The sequence below is a fragment of the Psychrobacter sp. UBA3483 genome, from assembly GCF_002377905.1.
GTDB lineage: Bacteria > Pseudomonadota > Gammaproteobacteria > Pseudomonadales > Moraxellaceae > Psychrobacter.
Genome location: NZ_DFQS01000005.1, coordinates 89,746 through 104,624, shown reverse-complemented (window position 1 = coordinate 104,624; position 14,879 = coordinate 89,746). Strand labels below are relative to the sequence as shown.

Here is a 14,879-nt window from a genome sequence, read left to right as displayed (position 1 = left end):
ATCAGATTCAATAAAAAAACAAAACCCACTTAGCAAACGTTAAGTGGGTTTTTAATGCACGCTACACTTATCCCAATTTACTCTAGCCTAACACCACAGGTACATGACTGTAACCACCTAAGGGTGGCTGCTCACGCTCTAAAGAAAAACCTGCCGCCAACTGTATGTCTTTAAAATGGGTCAATAATGCTTGAGTAGCCATTCTAAGCTGCCAAGTAGCAAGCAGGCGCCCCGGGCAAACGTGCTTGCCGATACCATAAACCACGTTAACAGCGGCATGCTTTTGAGGGTCGAAACTATTATCAGCAAACACCGCTTCGTCGCGATTGGCTGATGTCCAGTTTAATTGTACACGCGCGCCTTTGGGTAGCTTATGCGCACCGATGGAGACGGGACAAGTAGTGATACGGCGGTTTGAGACGAAAGGATCATCGATACGTAATATCTCGTCGATGATGGCTTCAAGTTCGCTATCAGCAGCCTGCGACCAGAGGCTTACTTGCTCAGGATGCTTGACAATATGAGCGATGATAACGCCGACACACAAAGCGATAGACCCTAAATCGCCGCCAGTCCAATTACGCAAAATAGAAACCAGTTCGGCTTCGCTCAGCTCACGCCCATCAATGCGCTCATGGCATAATTGAGCGGTGACACTATTCCTATCAAGGCTATGGTTAACATTGTTAACGATGTTATTTTCAGCAGTGCTCGCGTTAAACATGCCAGCCACTTCGTCAGCATTACGATACGAGCTTATCACCGAGCGAATAATATCATCGAAGTCTTGCGCAACTTGCGCCATTTTTACGTTATCTTTTGAGCGAGTAGCGCTGTGATTGTCGCGCATCCACTCTAAAAGCCTTGGCTCTAATTTAGTAGGCCAACCAAGCCACGCGCATTGGGCGCGTACGGCAAATACCGCGCCGATATCATCGACTGCATTGAGCATTTTACCTTTTGGTAGCTCACTCATTAATTCGGTTGCGACCTTGTCAAAAACAGGGACATAAGGCAGTAGCGCTTCTTTACTAAGGTAGCTATCGATCAGCGCCCTAAAATGCTCGTGCTCTGCGCCGTCCAAACCATTGGGTACTTGCAAAAAACGCGACACCTGACTAGAAAAACGCTCATCATCTAAAGCCGCCGCCACTACATCTGCATGGCGTAACAACACCCACTCCCCTGCGTCATTTTTTATCACATCATGCGCTTGCCGTAAGTTATCGGTCAGGGCGCGCAAATCACTGTCTTTAGAAATAGTGACCTCAGCAGTAGTATGAGCGGTTTTTTGATCAAATAAGTTAGATGTCATCATAAATCCTTACAGCAGTGTATTTGGTCTTACAGAGCCTCTCGATTTTCTAAACTCTTATAGAGAGTCTTATAAACAACCACCATCATACGCTCAAATCCATAAAATTTTAATGGATAAAACAGGACAATTTATAACCACGTTACTTAGATAAATGGTTGACCGTCCACACCGCCGCTTCTACACGCGTGCGCAGACCTGTCTTATTAAGGATATGTTTGACATGGACTTTTACTGTCGACTCGGCAATATCTAAGTTATTGGCAATCATTTTATTACTCAGCCCTTCAGCAATCATCTGAATCACTTGCAGCTCTCTGCTGGTCAAGTTACTGGCGATATCTTCGATACTGGGCGTGCGCAAGGTTTGGGCAAGTATCGAGGCGAGATTTGGACTAATGACCAGCTCGCCGCGCAGGATTTTTCTGATATCAATGATAATCAGCTCAGGCTCCATATCTTTTAACAGATAACCGTCGACGCCCAGTTTTAACGCCTCTTGGACGTCCTCACCGCTATCTGAAACCGTGAACAATACGGTCTTGGTATTGATATTTCTGGCTTTTATTTCGCGTAAAGTTTCGATACCGGTCAGTACCGGCATTTTATGATCAAGTATCACCAAATCAACGTCGTTATTTTCTAAAAATGCCAATGCTTCTTGACCGTTGCTGGCTTCGCCAACGACTTCGACATCGTCCTCAAGGCTTAATAATTCAGAGATGCCGCGGCGTAACATCGGATGGTCGTCGACCAATAGTAGGCGCGCAGGCGATGTGCTGGTATAAACTTTAGTGCTCATAACATACTCACAAATTAAAAAAAATGGTACAAAAAATCCATGATTCAACCAGAAACTGCTTACAAGCAGGCAACAAAAACGGCAAAGTCAAAATGGCAAAAATAATAAATCTATTCTCTAAAGCTATCAGTTTGTTCGATTATAAATAAGCATCTTGCGTACTTTCTTCATCAAAAAAGTTGGGCGCAAACCTGACTGTGACGATGGTACCTTGCGGTTTATTGGCTGTAACGATAAGCTCACCACCGATGTTATGAGCGCGCTCTTTCATGATAATGAGGCCGTGATGTTGGGTTTGATCGACACTCCCTGACATGCCAATACCATCATCGATGATACTCATAACGATATATTTATCACCGTCCTCGTACGCCAATTGAATCTCTACATTTTTTGCTTTAGCATGGCGGCTGATATTTGATAGCGCTTCTCTGGCAATTTGTATCAAATCTATCTGTTCAGTAGCGCTTAAATTGAGCGTCATGATTCGATTGTGCACAGTCATATTAAAATTGCCCTTGGAGGCAAACTCACTGGCAGCATCACGCAGTGCTTCATCAAAATTATCATTATCAATGGTCAAGCGAAACGTCACCAACAAGTCCCTTAACTGCTGATACGCTGAACCCAAACCTATTTTTATCTGCTCAATATTTTGATAAACAGGCGCTTGAACTGGCTCACTGCCCGCATTTTTTAAATGTCTCTCAAGGACGCTGACTTGGATCTTTAGATAAGATAACGACTGCGCCAAGGAGTCATGCAGCTCACGGGCAATGGTTGAGCGTTCTTCAAACAAAATCAGCTGATGCTCTTGTTGTCTTTGTTTGCGCAGTGATAGTGCGGTACTGATTAAATTGGTCAGCGCCACGATGAGCTCGTTATTTTGTGCATCCAACTCGGCACTGACAAACGGAAAAATATTGCCTGCTTCGGTCATTTGAATGCGTTGGTCCGGTGTTATATTGCTATGACTATCAGCATTATCGTCGCCATCCGTGACAAAAGAGCGATTCATGACCAGCGTCGACTTTGGACGTACGCGTAATTCCCCAAAGGTTTCTTGCTGATGGACAATAAGATAGGACTTAGTATGTTCACCATTTTTAATGCCGCAACTCTCACAGCTCAGCTTTTTGCACAGCTCTTTCATTTTTTCACCATGCAGCACGATAGCATTTTTATTGGTGATATATTTATTTTGAATACACAGAGTAAACTCTAAATGCGGCAGCGCTTTACTAAAGTCTGCAATCAAATCATCAAGCTGATATAAGCTCACTTGGCTGGTGGTCAGCGATTTTGAAAAGTCATAAAACAGTGACAGTACTTGATTGGCTTTGACCAAATGCTGGGTTTTTATTTGCACCTCACTTTCAAGGGAGCGCTGATAGGTTTCAATCGTGCCCGCCATGTCATTAAATGAGCTGCCCAACACTTCAAATTCTCGGTAGCCTTTGATGGATACGCGCGTCTGGGTTTGACCTCTTTTGAATTGGTTATTGGCTTTAATCAACTGCTGAATAGGTAGAAGTACCAATTTTTGCATTCGGCGCATGCCGAGTGAGACAATAATAGCGATAAGCAGCAATGAGAGGGTTTGTAAGTTTTGTTGCCATGTCTGGCGCTGCTCATTTCGGTATTGCAGCTCAGCCACGAAGTCATTGACATCTTCGATATAACGCGACGAGACGCTATAAAACCCTTGCTTGTCTTGCGCCAATAACGCCGGTTTTAAATCTTGATACCACTGCTCTTTTATTTCATTAAGCTGCTCATTGATGCGCACATGACGATTGGCGCTCGTTAGCTGATAGACCTGCAATTCTTCGAGACGGTTTTCCATGTCGCGACTGAGGATATCTATCTTCTCAGCGGTGGTCTTATTGGCAAAGTCTAATGTATCTTGTTTGGCGTTCTGCTCATTGGTTTTATCGCCTACGCGGTTTTGGCCGATATGTAGGCTTGGGCTAAAAGGATGATCATCTGAAAAATCCGTCGCTATCTGAAAGTTGATACGGTAGGTTGCCATACGCACCGAACCTGCCATATTGATGGCTTCAGCATCCGACTTTGCCACCCACGCCAGCGCGCCACTTCCTAGCGTAGACATCACCGCCAAGGTGGCTATGATCAAAATAGCGCCCCACGCATGTAGCGATAAAGACTGTCTGTGTTGATTAGACCTCATGGATGGCAGTCACCTAGCAAATTAGTGAGAACAGGGGGTAAATAACGTTATTAAAACCGTTCATTTTAAAATCGTCAATATTCAAAACCAGGCGTATTTAAAATAACAAACGCGCTTATTTATGATTAAAAAACCAAACTTTTGGTAATAGATCTACCTTCAATATACCCCTTTTAGCCATCAGTATACCACTATGTATGAATACTCATTACCCCGATAACAAAGTACCTTGAGTTATCATTTTTTATAAATACTTATTTTTTATAAAGACAATAAGTGAGGAATAGTATGGGCAATAAATACAACTTCAAAGGTGGTACGCTCATTACTGACTGGCGACCTGAAGTAGAAGAGTTTTGGCAAGGCGGCGGTAAAAAAGTCGCCACACGAAATTTATGGATATCTATTCCATCTTTGCTATTGGCGTTTGCAGTATGGATGGTATGGAGCGCGGTTATCGTGCGCCTGCCAGAAATTGGCTTCGCTTTTGATGGCGGACAACTGTTTTGGCTAGCCGCGCTACCGGGGCTGTCAGGGGCGACGCTGCGGATTTTTTATTCTTTTATGGTACCTATTTTTGGTGGACGTCGTTGGACAGCGATCTCCACCTTATCTTTATTAATACCAGCATTATGGATGGGCTTTGCGGTACAAAACCCTGATACACCGTTTATCATATTTGCCATTATTGCCCTACTTTGCGGCTTTGGCGGTGGTAACTTTGCCTCATCGATGTCCAATATCTCCTTCTTTTATCCAAAAGCCGAACAAGGTACAGCGCTTGGGCTAAATGCCGGCTTGGGTAATCTGGGCGTATCAGTGATGCAGTTTGTGGTACCGATGATTATCTTGGTTGGCGCTTTTGGTAGCTTAGGCGGCGATCCACAAGTATCCGACAGCGGTCGATTGTTTTATCTACAAAACGCGGGTTTTATTTGGGTACCCTTTATCTTGCTGTTTGCGGCATTGGCTTGGTTTGGCATGAATGACATTGCCACCGCTAAAGCGTCGTTCAAAGACCAATCGGTTATCTTTAAACGCAAGCATAATTGGATTATGTGTATCCTTTACATGGCAACCTTTGGCTCTTTTATTGGTTTTTCCGCCGCTTTTCCGATGTTAATTAAAAACTCCTTCCCTGCCGTTGACGCGCTAAAATTTGCCTTTTTAGGACCTTTGGTTGGCGCGCTATTTCGCCCGTTAGGCGGCTGGATATCTGATAAAACCAGCGGCGCAAAAGTCACGTTTTGGAACTATATCGTGATGGTACTGGCAGTATTGGCAGTAATGTACTTCTTACCTAGCGAGACCAGTGAGGGCAGCTTTGTCGGCTACTTTATCTCCTTTATGGTGTTATTTATCACCACCGGTATCGGTAACGGCTCAACCTTTACCATGATTCCGGTTATTTTTAGAACCTTTCATGACCGCCGTGAGCCTGAAAAAGCGGGTACAGAAGAGTTGTTTGTTGAGATACGTAAAGAGTCAGCAGCGGTGGTCGGCTTTACCTCAGCCGTTGCCGCCTATGGTGCGTTCTTTGTGCCCAAAATGTTCGGGTCAGGACTGGGAATAGATGGCACCTTTATCTCTTTAATCATCTTTTATGTCCTCTGTATTGCATTAACTTGGTGGTTTTACAGCCGCCCGAATGCTGAGATTCCTTGCTAAAACGGCTGTGTTATAAGTCCTTTAAAGCGACTTTTATACAAGCAAAACTAAATCTATAAAGTGCTACTTGCCACGGTAAGTAGCACTTTTTTTATTTTTAATTTTTACTGCTCACTATGGGCTTAGCAATCAGCATGACACGCTGTCATTAAGCCGTCATTTGGCCGCCATTTTCTGGCGCTGTTATTTTTTAGTAGCTACTACTAAGGTGGTAGTGCTCTGCTCATGTTAGCGGATAGTAAGGGTGCTATGGCTTACTTAAAATGACGCTATTGAAATAATATTTACGGCTTAGGTGCATACCAATATCGAGTCAAGTACGACGATACCAGCATGCTGCACTCAGCTTTAGATACACCATAGGCAATAAAACAGAGGATAGCGAAATGAGCCATTTACTCGACCAATTCCGTTTTTTTAAACGCAAACAGGGCGAATTTTCCGATGGGCATGGCGAGACGCGTGATGAGTCTCGTGACTGGGAAAACGTGTATCGTAGCCGTTGGCAGTATGACAAAATCGTGCGCTCAACGCATGGGGTCAACTGTACCGGTTCTTGCTCGTGGAAGATTTATGTGAAAAACGGCTTGGTGACGTGGGAAACCCAGCAAACCGACTATCCTGAAACCCGTCCCGACTTGCCAAACCACGAACCACGTGGTTGCCCTCGCGGCGCAAGCTACAGCTGGTATATGTACTCTGCCAACCGTGTCAAATATCCAAAGGTACGTAAGCCGCTACTCAAATTATGGCGCGAAGCCAAAGCTCAGTATCCTGATCCGGTCGATGCGTGGGAAAGTATTGTAGAAGACCCAATCAAGTCTGAACAATACAAATCTAAGCGTGGTCTTGGTGGCTTCATTCGCTCCACATGGGCGGAGGTCAACGAAATCATTGCCGCCAGTAACGTTTATACAGCTAAAACTTACGGGCCTGACCGCATCATTGGTTTTTCGCCGATTCCGGCGATGTCGATGGTGAGCTATGCGGCGGGTACGCGTTACCTATCGCTTATCGGCGGTGCCTGTTTGTCTTTTTATGATTGGTATTGTGATTTGCCACCAGCCTCACCAATGGTTTGGGGTGAGCAAACTGACGTACCAGAATCAGCCGATTGGTACAACTCTGACTACATTATCGCTTGGGGTTCCAACGTCCCGCAAACGCGAACGCCAGATGCGCATTTCTTTACCGAAGTGCGTTATAAAGGTACCAAAACCGTTTCTATCACCCCTGATTATGCAGAAATCTCTAAACTCACCGACTTATGGCTCAATCCTAAACAAGGAACGGATGCCGCAGTTGCGCAGGCGTTTTGTCATGTCATTATCAAAGAGTTTTATCTCAAACAGCCAAGTGATTACTTCTTAGATTACGCTAAGCGTTATACCGACTTGCCTGTGCTTGTAATGTTAGAAGGCGAAGAAGGCGCGCGCCGTGCTGGTCGCTACCTGCGTGCTTCTGACTTGGTGGATGACTTGGGTCAAGAAAACAATCCTGAATGGAAAACCATTGCTCTTAATAGCGACGGTAATTTGGTTTCGCCACTGGGCTCAATCGGCTACCGTTGGGGCGAAAAAGGCAAATGGAACCTTGAGCAAAAGAACGGCACCACAGGTGAAGACATTGATCTGACCTTAACCTTAAAAGACAGCGCAGAGACTTGCGTGGTGGGCTTTGATTACTTCGGTCATGTGAGCCATCCGCACTTTACCTCGGTACCGGGCGAGCCTATCCAGCAAAAAACCGTCCCTTGCAAAACCATTACCCTTGCCGATGGTAGCACCGCTATCGTTGCGACGGTATTTGATTTAACCGTGGCCAACCTTGGTGTTGACAATGGCGTTGGCGGCGAGCATGTCACCGACGATTATAACGATGCAAGCGTCCCAGGCACGCCTGCTTGGCAAGAAGTGATTACCGGCCTTAGCCGTGAGCGTGTCATACAAGTGGCTCGTGAGTTTGCTGAAAACGCTCATAAAACTCATGGCAAATCGATGATTATCATCGGTGCGGGTATGAACCACTGGTATCACCTCGATATGAACTATCGCGGCGTGATTAACATGCTGATGCTGTGCGGCTGTATCGGTAAATCTGGCGGCGGCTGGGCGCATTATGTTGGTCAAGAAAAACTGCGCCCACAAACTGGCTGGTTGCCCCTTGCCTTTGCCCTTGATTGGCATCGTCCACCGCGTCAAATGGCCGGTACCAGCTTCTTTTATGCACACAGCTCACAGTGGCGTCATGAAACCATCTCTGCTCATGAGATTCTCTCACCAAACGCCAATAAAAAATTCTTCCCAGAGCACATGCTTGATTACAACATCCAAGCAGAGCGCGCAGGTTGGTTACCATCAGCGCCGCAGCTCAACCGCAACCCATTGACCATTGCCGCCGCCGCAAAAGCCAGCGGTAAAGACGTAGAAGAGTATGTGGTCGACTCATTAGAAGACGGCAGCTTACGCTTTGCTTGTGAATCACCCGATAACCCGGTGAACTTCCCGCGCAATATGTTTATTTGGCGCTCCAACCTGTTGGGTTCATCAGGTAAGGGTCATGAGTACATGCTCCATTACTTTTTGGGCACCAGAAACGGTCTGCTTAACGAAGAAAACCCGACGGGTCATTTGCAGCCAAAAGAAGTCGATTGGGTAGAAAAAGGCCCTACTGGTAAGTTGGACTTGGTCGTTGCTTTAGACTTCCGTATGTCCTCAACCTGCTTGTACTCTGATATCGTCCTGCCGACCGCGACCTGGTATGAAAAAGATGACATGAATACCTCTGACATGCATCCATTTATTCACCCATTAACCGCCGCGACAGACCCTGCTTGGGAATCTAAATCGGATTGGGAGATTTATAAAGGCATTGCCAAAACTTTCTCTGAGATATCAAAAGGTCATCTAGGCGTTGAAACCGATGTGGTCACTCTGCCTATGCAACATGATAGCCCGGGTGAGCTTGCGCAGCCATTTGGCGGCACCGACTGGAAAACGGCTGGCGAAAAACCAGTTCCTGGTAAAAACTGCCCAATGATTAAAATCGTTGAGCGTGACTACCCCAATACCTATAAGAAATTCACTTCTATGGGCCCAGCTTTAGAGAAATTAGGTAACGGCTCAAAAGGCTTGAATTGGGACATGAAAACCGAGGTCAAACAACTGGGTGATTTAAACCACCGTGTCACTGAGCCAGGTATCTCTGAAGGTCGTCCACGTCTTAATACCGCGGTGAATGCGTCTGAGATGATTTTGATGCTGGCTCCTGAAACCAATGGTCACGTTGCCGTCAAAGGCTGGGCAGCACTGTCTGAATTTACCGGTCGCGACCATACGCATTTGGCCAAATCCAGTGAACATGAAAAGATTCGCTTTAAAGATATCGTTGCGCAGCCACGTAAAATCATCTCCAGCCCGACGTGGTCAGGTATTGAATCTGATGAAGTAAGCTATAACGCCGGTTATACCAACGTTCATGAGCTGATACCTTGGCGTACGATTACCGGTCGTCAGCAGTTTTATCAAGATCATCCGTGGATGCAGGCGTTTGGTGAGCAAATGCAGCAGTATCGTCCGCCTATCGACACCAAGACGACGGAGATTATCCAAAACACCAAACCCAACGGTAATAAAGAGATTGTGCTGAACTTTTTAACACCGCACCAAAAATGGGGTATCCACAGTACCTACTCTGAAAACTTGCTCATGCTGACGCTGAGCCGCGGTGGTCCTTGTGTGTGGTTATCAGAAGTCGATGCCGCAAAAGCCGGTATCGTCGATAACGACTGGATTGAAGTCTTTAACGCTAACGGTGCCATTACCGCGCGCGCCATCGTTAGTCAGCGCGTCAAAGAAGGCATGACGATGATGTACCACGCCCAAGAAAAATTGGTCAACGTGCCGGGCTCGCAGCAAACTGGTATTCGCGGCGGTATTCACAACTCAGTGACCCGTACTATCTTAAAACCGACGCACATGATTGGCAGCTATGCGCAGCAATCTTACGGTTTTAACTACTATGGCACGGTCGGTTGTAACCGTGACGAGTTTGTGGTGATTCGCAAAATGTCAAAAATCGATTGGTTGGAAGAAAAACCAGATGACTCGTTACCACGCCCGTTGCCAACCACCATTGATGGTTAATAGCATCTTTATACATTGGTACTGATAAGTACTTATATTAATTGCTTTTTATAAAAAGCTTGGAGCACACCCCATGAAAATTCGTTCACAAGTCGGCATGGTGCTTAACCTTGATAAATGTATCGGTTGTCACACCTGCTCGGTCACCTGTAAAAACGTTTGGACCAGCCGTGAAGGCATGGAATACGCGTGGTTCAACAACGTTGAGTCAAAGCCTGGTATCGGTTATCCCAAAGAGTGGGAAAATCAAAATAAATGGAACGGCGGCTGGATACGTAATGCCAACGGTACGATAAACCCGCGTATCGGTGGTAAGTTCCGCGTCTTGGCAAATATTTTTGCCAACCCTGATTTGCCAGAGATTGATGATTATTACGAACCCTTTGATTTTGATTATCAGCATTTGCATACTGCCCCGCTCGGTAATTACTCGCCTATCGCCCGCCCGCGCTCAGCCATTACTGGCAAACGTATGCAAAAGATTGAGTGGGGTCCGAACTGGGAAGAAATCTTAGGGTCAGAGTTTGAAAAACGCCGTAAAGATAAGAACTTTGACAATATCCAAGCCGATATTTATGGCCAGTACGAAAACACCTTTATGATGTATTTGCCGCGTCTGTGCGAGCATTGCTTGAACCCAACCTGTGTGGCGTCATGCCCAAGCGGCGCGATTTATAAGCGTGAAGAAGACGGCATTGTCTTGATTGACCAAGAAAAATGCCGCGGCTGGCGCATGTGTATCTCAGGCTGCCCGTACAAAAAGATTTACTACAACTGGAAATCGGGCAAGTCTGAAAAATGTATCTTTTGTTATCCGCGTATTGAAGCTGGTCTACCAACCGTTTGTTCTGAAACCTGTGTTGGCCGTATCCGCTACTTAGGCGTACTACTTTATGATGCGGACAAAATCGCCGAAGCCGCTAGCACTCCTAACGAGCAAGATTTGTATCAAGCACAGTTGGATGTCTTCTTAGATCCTAATGATCCAGTGGTCATCGCCCAAGCGTTAAAAGACGGTGTACCACAATCGGTGATTGATTCAGCTCAGCGCTCGCCGGTTTATAAGCTGGCGATGGACTGGAAACTGGCGCTACCCCTTCATCCTGAATACCGTACGCTACCGATGGTTTGGTATGTACCGCCTTTATCACCGATTCAAAACGCTGCCGAAGCCGGTAAAGTGGGTATGGATGGTCTGATTCCAGACGTCGACAGCTTACGTATTCCGCTGCGCTATCTTGCCAATATGCTAACCGCAGGCGATGAAGAGCCGGTACGTTTGGCGCTAAAACGCCTACTTGCCATGCGCAGCTATAAGCGTATGCAATTGGTAGAAAAACAAGAAGTGCAGAGCATCTTGGACGATGTTGGTCTAACCAAATTGCAAGTAGAAGAGATGTATCGCTACTTGGCAATCGCCAATTACGAAGACCGTTTTGTCATTCCAACCGCGCACCGTGAAGAAGCGTTAAGTGACGCTTTTGCTGAGCGTAATGGTTGCGGCTTCACCTTTGGCGAAGGCTGTTCAGGACATTCTGACAACAGTATGTTTGGACAACGCAAAGCCAATCGCCGTGATTTTATCGATACCGTCCAAAAGTGGGAGTCATAAGATGCAAACTACTCAATTTCCTAACAGTCATTCCGTGCATGAGCCCATGACACCCCCGACTATCGGTACTTCGGACTTGAAGCTGCTCAAAGTATTAAGCTTACTGATAGATTATCCAAACAATGAGCTGTTTAGTGGTGATACCCTCGCCGATTGTACCGAGATTGTGGCGCGCTCGACGCTGATTAGCCCAGAAGTACGCACACAAATCATCGACTTGATCGAAGATTTAATCGATACCGGCTGCCTTGAAGCACAAGCGCGTTATGACGGTCTGTTCGAGCGCGGTCGTTCTTTATCGCTTTGGCTGTTTGAGCACGTACACGGCGAATCGCGTGACCGCGGTCAAGCGATGGTCGATTTGATGGGTCAATATTCCGATGCTGGTTTTGAGATTAGCGTTAAAGAATTACCCGACTACTTGCCTTTATACCTTGAGTTTTTAGCGTATCAGGCCTCGGTGATTAATGATGATATTCAAATCCGTATGGATATTGCTGATGTCAGCCATATTATCGCCCTGCTTGCTGCCCGATTAGAGGATCGCAGTAGTATTTATCAAGGCTGCTTTAATGCGCTATTGCAAATCGCTGGCAAGCCACTTGCTATGGTCGAAGAGTATCAAGAGCAAATCAGCAAAGAGCAGCGCGACGACACCTTTGAAGCGCTAGATAAAGAATGGGAAGAGGAAGTGGTGACGTTTTTGGATGCGCAGCAAGAAGATCGCTGCCCGTCGCAAACGAGCACCCAGAATCTTGCGGCCAAAGCGGGTGTTCGAACGACTCCCGCTACCAATACGGTCGATGCCCCTGTACATTGGGTCGATTTTAAAACCAGTCAACCGGTTAAACAATAATAAGGAGAGATGACATGAATATTGCAGATCCGAGTGTACAGTCTGTCGCCAACCTCAATTGGCTACAAATCTTCCTTTTTGGTGTTTATCCGTATATTGCGTTGACCATTGCAATCATTGGTACTTGGGTACGTTTTGACTTATCTCAGTATTCATGGAAATCCGGCTCAACGCAGATGCTCAGAACCAAAAACATGCGCCTTGCCAGCAACCTCTTCCACGTTGGTATTATCGTGGTTTTGCTCGGGCATTTATTTGGGATGTTGACGCCGCACTTTCTTTACGACCGCTTTATTAGTGCAGGTCATAAGCAGATTTTAGCGGTGGTAGTCGGTGGTATCGCGGGGGTATTTTGTTGGTTCGGTCTGGTGATGCTACTATGGCGACGCTTTACCGATGAGCGCATCTCGCACACCTCGTCGTTCTCGGACAAACTGGTACTGGTATTGTTATTTATTCAGCTCAACCTTGGTCTAATTTCTATTTTTACCTCAGTCAAGCATTTAGATGGTTATACCATGATGAATTTGGCCGGCTGGGCACAAGACATTACCATTTTAAGACCTTGGCAGGCAGCGGCGCGTATCGAGCAAACCGACTTGATTTATCAGCTGCATATGGCGCTCGGTATTACACTGATTGCGATATTCCCGTTCACACGGCTTATCCATATTATCAGTGCCCCAATCTGGTATTTCGGTCGCCGTTATCAGATTGTGAGAGAGAAACGTTCGCAATAGAAACGTTGGCAATAGAAATAGGCACAATAGTGATACAGCATTAAGTTTTAGATAAAGCTACGATACCATAAGATTCATTTATAATGAATCTTATGGTAAAATCTTAACTATTAGACCGCTAAACGCTCAAATCCCAGCGTTTTTTAAAGCAGTTTAATGAAGGTTATTACGCTCATGCATTGAGCTAACGCTTCTAAACTTATCACTGTGTAAATCACTAAAGGATCCACCATGGCGTCACCAAAAACACTAGAGATCGTAAAAGCAACTGTTCCTGTACTTGAGGAGCATGGCACAGCAATTACGACCGTCTTTTATGAAAACATGTTCAACCAACACCCTGAACTCTTAGATATTTTTAACGAAACCAACCAAAAATTAGGCCGTCAGCAAACTGCACTGGCTATGACGGTTTTGGCCGCAGCAAAGCACTTGGATAAATTGGCTGTACTACTACCGCAAGTCACGCAAATCAGTCACAAACACCGTGCCTTACAAATTTTGCCTGAGCACTACCCGATTGTTGGTCATCACTTAATAGGCGCTATCAAAGAAGTATTGGGCGAAGCCGCCAACGATGACATCATCGATGCGTGGACTGAAGCCTATGATGAAATTGCTGATGTCTTTATTCAGCTAGAAAAAACCATGTATGAGCAAGAAATGTGGGAAGGCTTTGCACCGTTTACAATCACTGAAAAAGTAGAAGCCGCGACAGATATCGCCGCCTTTACTGTCGTTCCCGCAAATGACGATATTGATTTAAGCAAATTAAGCCTGACCGCTGGCCAATACATCACGGTCAAAACCGACCCAGAGGACAGCGACCATATTGCTCTACGTCATTATTCTTTATATTCAGCCACGAGCGATAAAGGCATCCAATTTGCGGTTAGACGCGACAACCGTAATGAGCATTATGGTCTAGTGTCAAACCACTTACATGATCACTTAGACGTTGGCGATACGATTTTATTATCTGCCCCAGCTGGTGATTTTGAGCTCAACCAAGACTTAATTCAACAAAATGATATTCCGTTGGTACTGGTGAGCGCAGGCGTTGGTGTCACCCCGATTTTGTCGATGTTAGAAGCGCAGGTCACAGCCAATCCAAAACGTCCTATCGTTTGGGTTTATGCTTGTCAGAATAAAGACCATCATGCCTTTGATAGCAAAGTTAACGAATTACTTGCCGCCGCCGACAACGTAGAAAAGCACATTTTTTACTTTGAAGCTGGGCAAATCCTAGATGAAGCATGGCTTGCTAATTTACCAAAGCCTGCTGATATTTATGTCTGTGGCTCTATGATGTTTATGGAAAGCATCATCGACGGCTTAATGGCCTTAGACCATGGCGTTGATAGCGTTCATTATGAGCCGTTTGGCCCTAAAATGAGCCTAGAGCTGGCTTAAATGATCCATTTAATAAAGTATTGAGGGTGCGAAAAATACGCTCGATACTTTGTTAAAGAAATATAAAGTCAGTATGCAAATGCAATTGCCATAGAGTCACCTTTAAACGCTTCATTAGTGAGTAAATATTTAAAGGT

General features: G+C 45.7%; 9 protein-coding genes. 6 read left to right on the top strand and 3 right to left on the bottom strand.

The annotated features are described in order from the left end of the window. Positions 1–82 precede the first annotated feature (82 nt). The 3 genes from B2866_RS01210 to B2866_RS01200 form a co-directional block, all read right to left on the bottom strand. A complete protein-coding gene (locus tag B2866_RS01210) occupies positions 83–1,315 on the bottom strand; it encodes a cytochrome P450 (RefSeq protein WP_296189766.1) in 1,233 nt (410 codons plus the stop codon). A gap of 142 nt (positions 1,316–1,457) precedes the next feature. Continuing rightward, on the bottom strand, positions 1,458–2,117 hold the full coding sequence (gene narL, locus B2866_RS01205) for a two-component system response regulator NarL (protein ID WP_201542607.1): 660 nt from the start codon (positions 2,115–2,117) through the stop codon (positions 1,458–1,460). 139 nt (positions 2,118–2,256) lie between these two features. Continuing rightward, complete coding sequence (locus B2866_RS01200; protein ID WP_296189762.1) at positions 2,257–4,308, bottom strand: histidine kinase; 2,052 nt, start codon at positions 4,306–4,308, stop codon at positions 2,257–2,259. 288 nt (positions 4,309–4,596) lie between these two features. Here B2866_RS01200 and B2866_RS01195 point away from each other — a divergent pair, with 288 nt between their 5' ends. The 6 genes from B2866_RS01195 (at position 4,597) to B2866_RS01170 (ending at position 14,742) form a co-directional block, all read left to right on the top strand. After that, positions 4,597–5,976: a NarK family nitrate/nitrite MFS transporter gene (locus tag B2866_RS01195; RefSeq protein WP_296189759.1), complete on the top strand. Its 1,380-nt coding sequence runs from the start codon at positions 4,597–4,599 to the stop codon at positions 5,974–5,976. A 386-nt stretch (positions 5,977–6,362) separates the two neighbouring features. Next, positions 6,363–10,121, top strand: a complete 3,759-nt coding sequence (locus B2866_RS01190) for a nitrate reductase subunit alpha (protein ID WP_296189757.1) — start codon at positions 6,363–6,365, stop codon at positions 10,119–10,121. 73 nt (positions 10,122–10,194) lie between these two features. Further along, positions 10,195–11,733: a nitrate reductase subunit beta gene (narH, locus tag B2866_RS01185; RefSeq protein WP_296189755.1), complete on the top strand. Its 1,539-nt coding sequence runs from the start codon at positions 10,195–10,197 to the stop codon at positions 11,731–11,733. A gap of 46 nt (positions 11,734–11,779) precedes the next feature. Continuing rightward, a complete protein-coding gene (narJ, locus tag B2866_RS01180) occupies positions 11,780–12,589 on the top strand; it encodes a nitrate reductase molybdenum cofactor assembly chaperone (protein ID WP_296189996.1) in 810 nt (269 codons plus the stop codon). A 14-nt stretch (positions 12,590–12,603) separates the two neighbouring features. Further along, positions 12,604–13,329: a respiratory nitrate reductase subunit gamma gene (gene narI, locus B2866_RS01175; RefSeq protein ID WP_296189753.1), complete on the top strand. Its 726-nt coding sequence runs from the start codon at positions 12,604–12,606 to the stop codon at positions 13,327–13,329. Between the two features lie 231 nt (positions 13,330–13,560). Next, positions 13,561–14,742, top strand: coding sequence for a globin domain-containing protein (locus B2866_RS01170; protein WP_296189750.1), 1,182 nt, complete (start codon positions 13,561–13,563; stop codon positions 14,740–14,742). Positions 14,743–14,879 lie beyond the last annotated feature (137 nt).

Excerpts from the sequence above, each read along its gene's own strand:
- B2866_RS01210 (WP_296189766.1), bottom strand. The coding sequence starts at position 1,315 with ATGACATCTAACTTATTTGATCAAAAAACCGCTCATACTACTGCTGAG.
- narL (WP_201542607.1), bottom strand. The coding sequence starts at position 2,117 with ATGAGCACTAAAGTTTATACCAGCACATCGCCTGCGCGCCTACTATTG.
- B2866_RS01200 (WP_296189762.1), bottom strand. The coding sequence starts at position 4,308 with ATGAGGTCTAATCAACACAGACAGTCTTTATCGCTACATGCGTGGGGC.
- B2866_RS01195 (WP_296189759.1), top strand. The coding sequence starts at position 4,597 with ATGGGCAATAAATACAACTTCAAAGGTGGTACGCTCATTACTGACTGG.
- B2866_RS01190 (WP_296189757.1), top strand. The coding sequence starts at position 6,363 with ATGAGCCATTTACTCGACCAATTCCGTTTTTTTAAACGCAAACAGGGC.
- narH (WP_296189755.1), top strand. The coding sequence starts at position 10,195 with ATGAAAATTCGTTCACAAGTCGGCATGGTGCTTAACCTTGATAAATGT.
- narJ (WP_296189996.1), top strand. The coding sequence starts at position 11,780 with ATGACACCCCCGACTATCGGTACTTCGGACTTGAAGCTGCTCAAAGTA.
- narI (WP_296189753.1), top strand. The coding sequence starts at position 12,604 with ATGAATATTGCAGATCCGAGTGTACAGTCTGTCGCCAACCTCAATTGG.
- B2866_RS01170 (WP_296189750.1), top strand. The coding sequence starts at position 13,561 with ATGGCGTCACCAAAAACACTAGAGATCGTAAAAGCAACTGTTCCTGTA.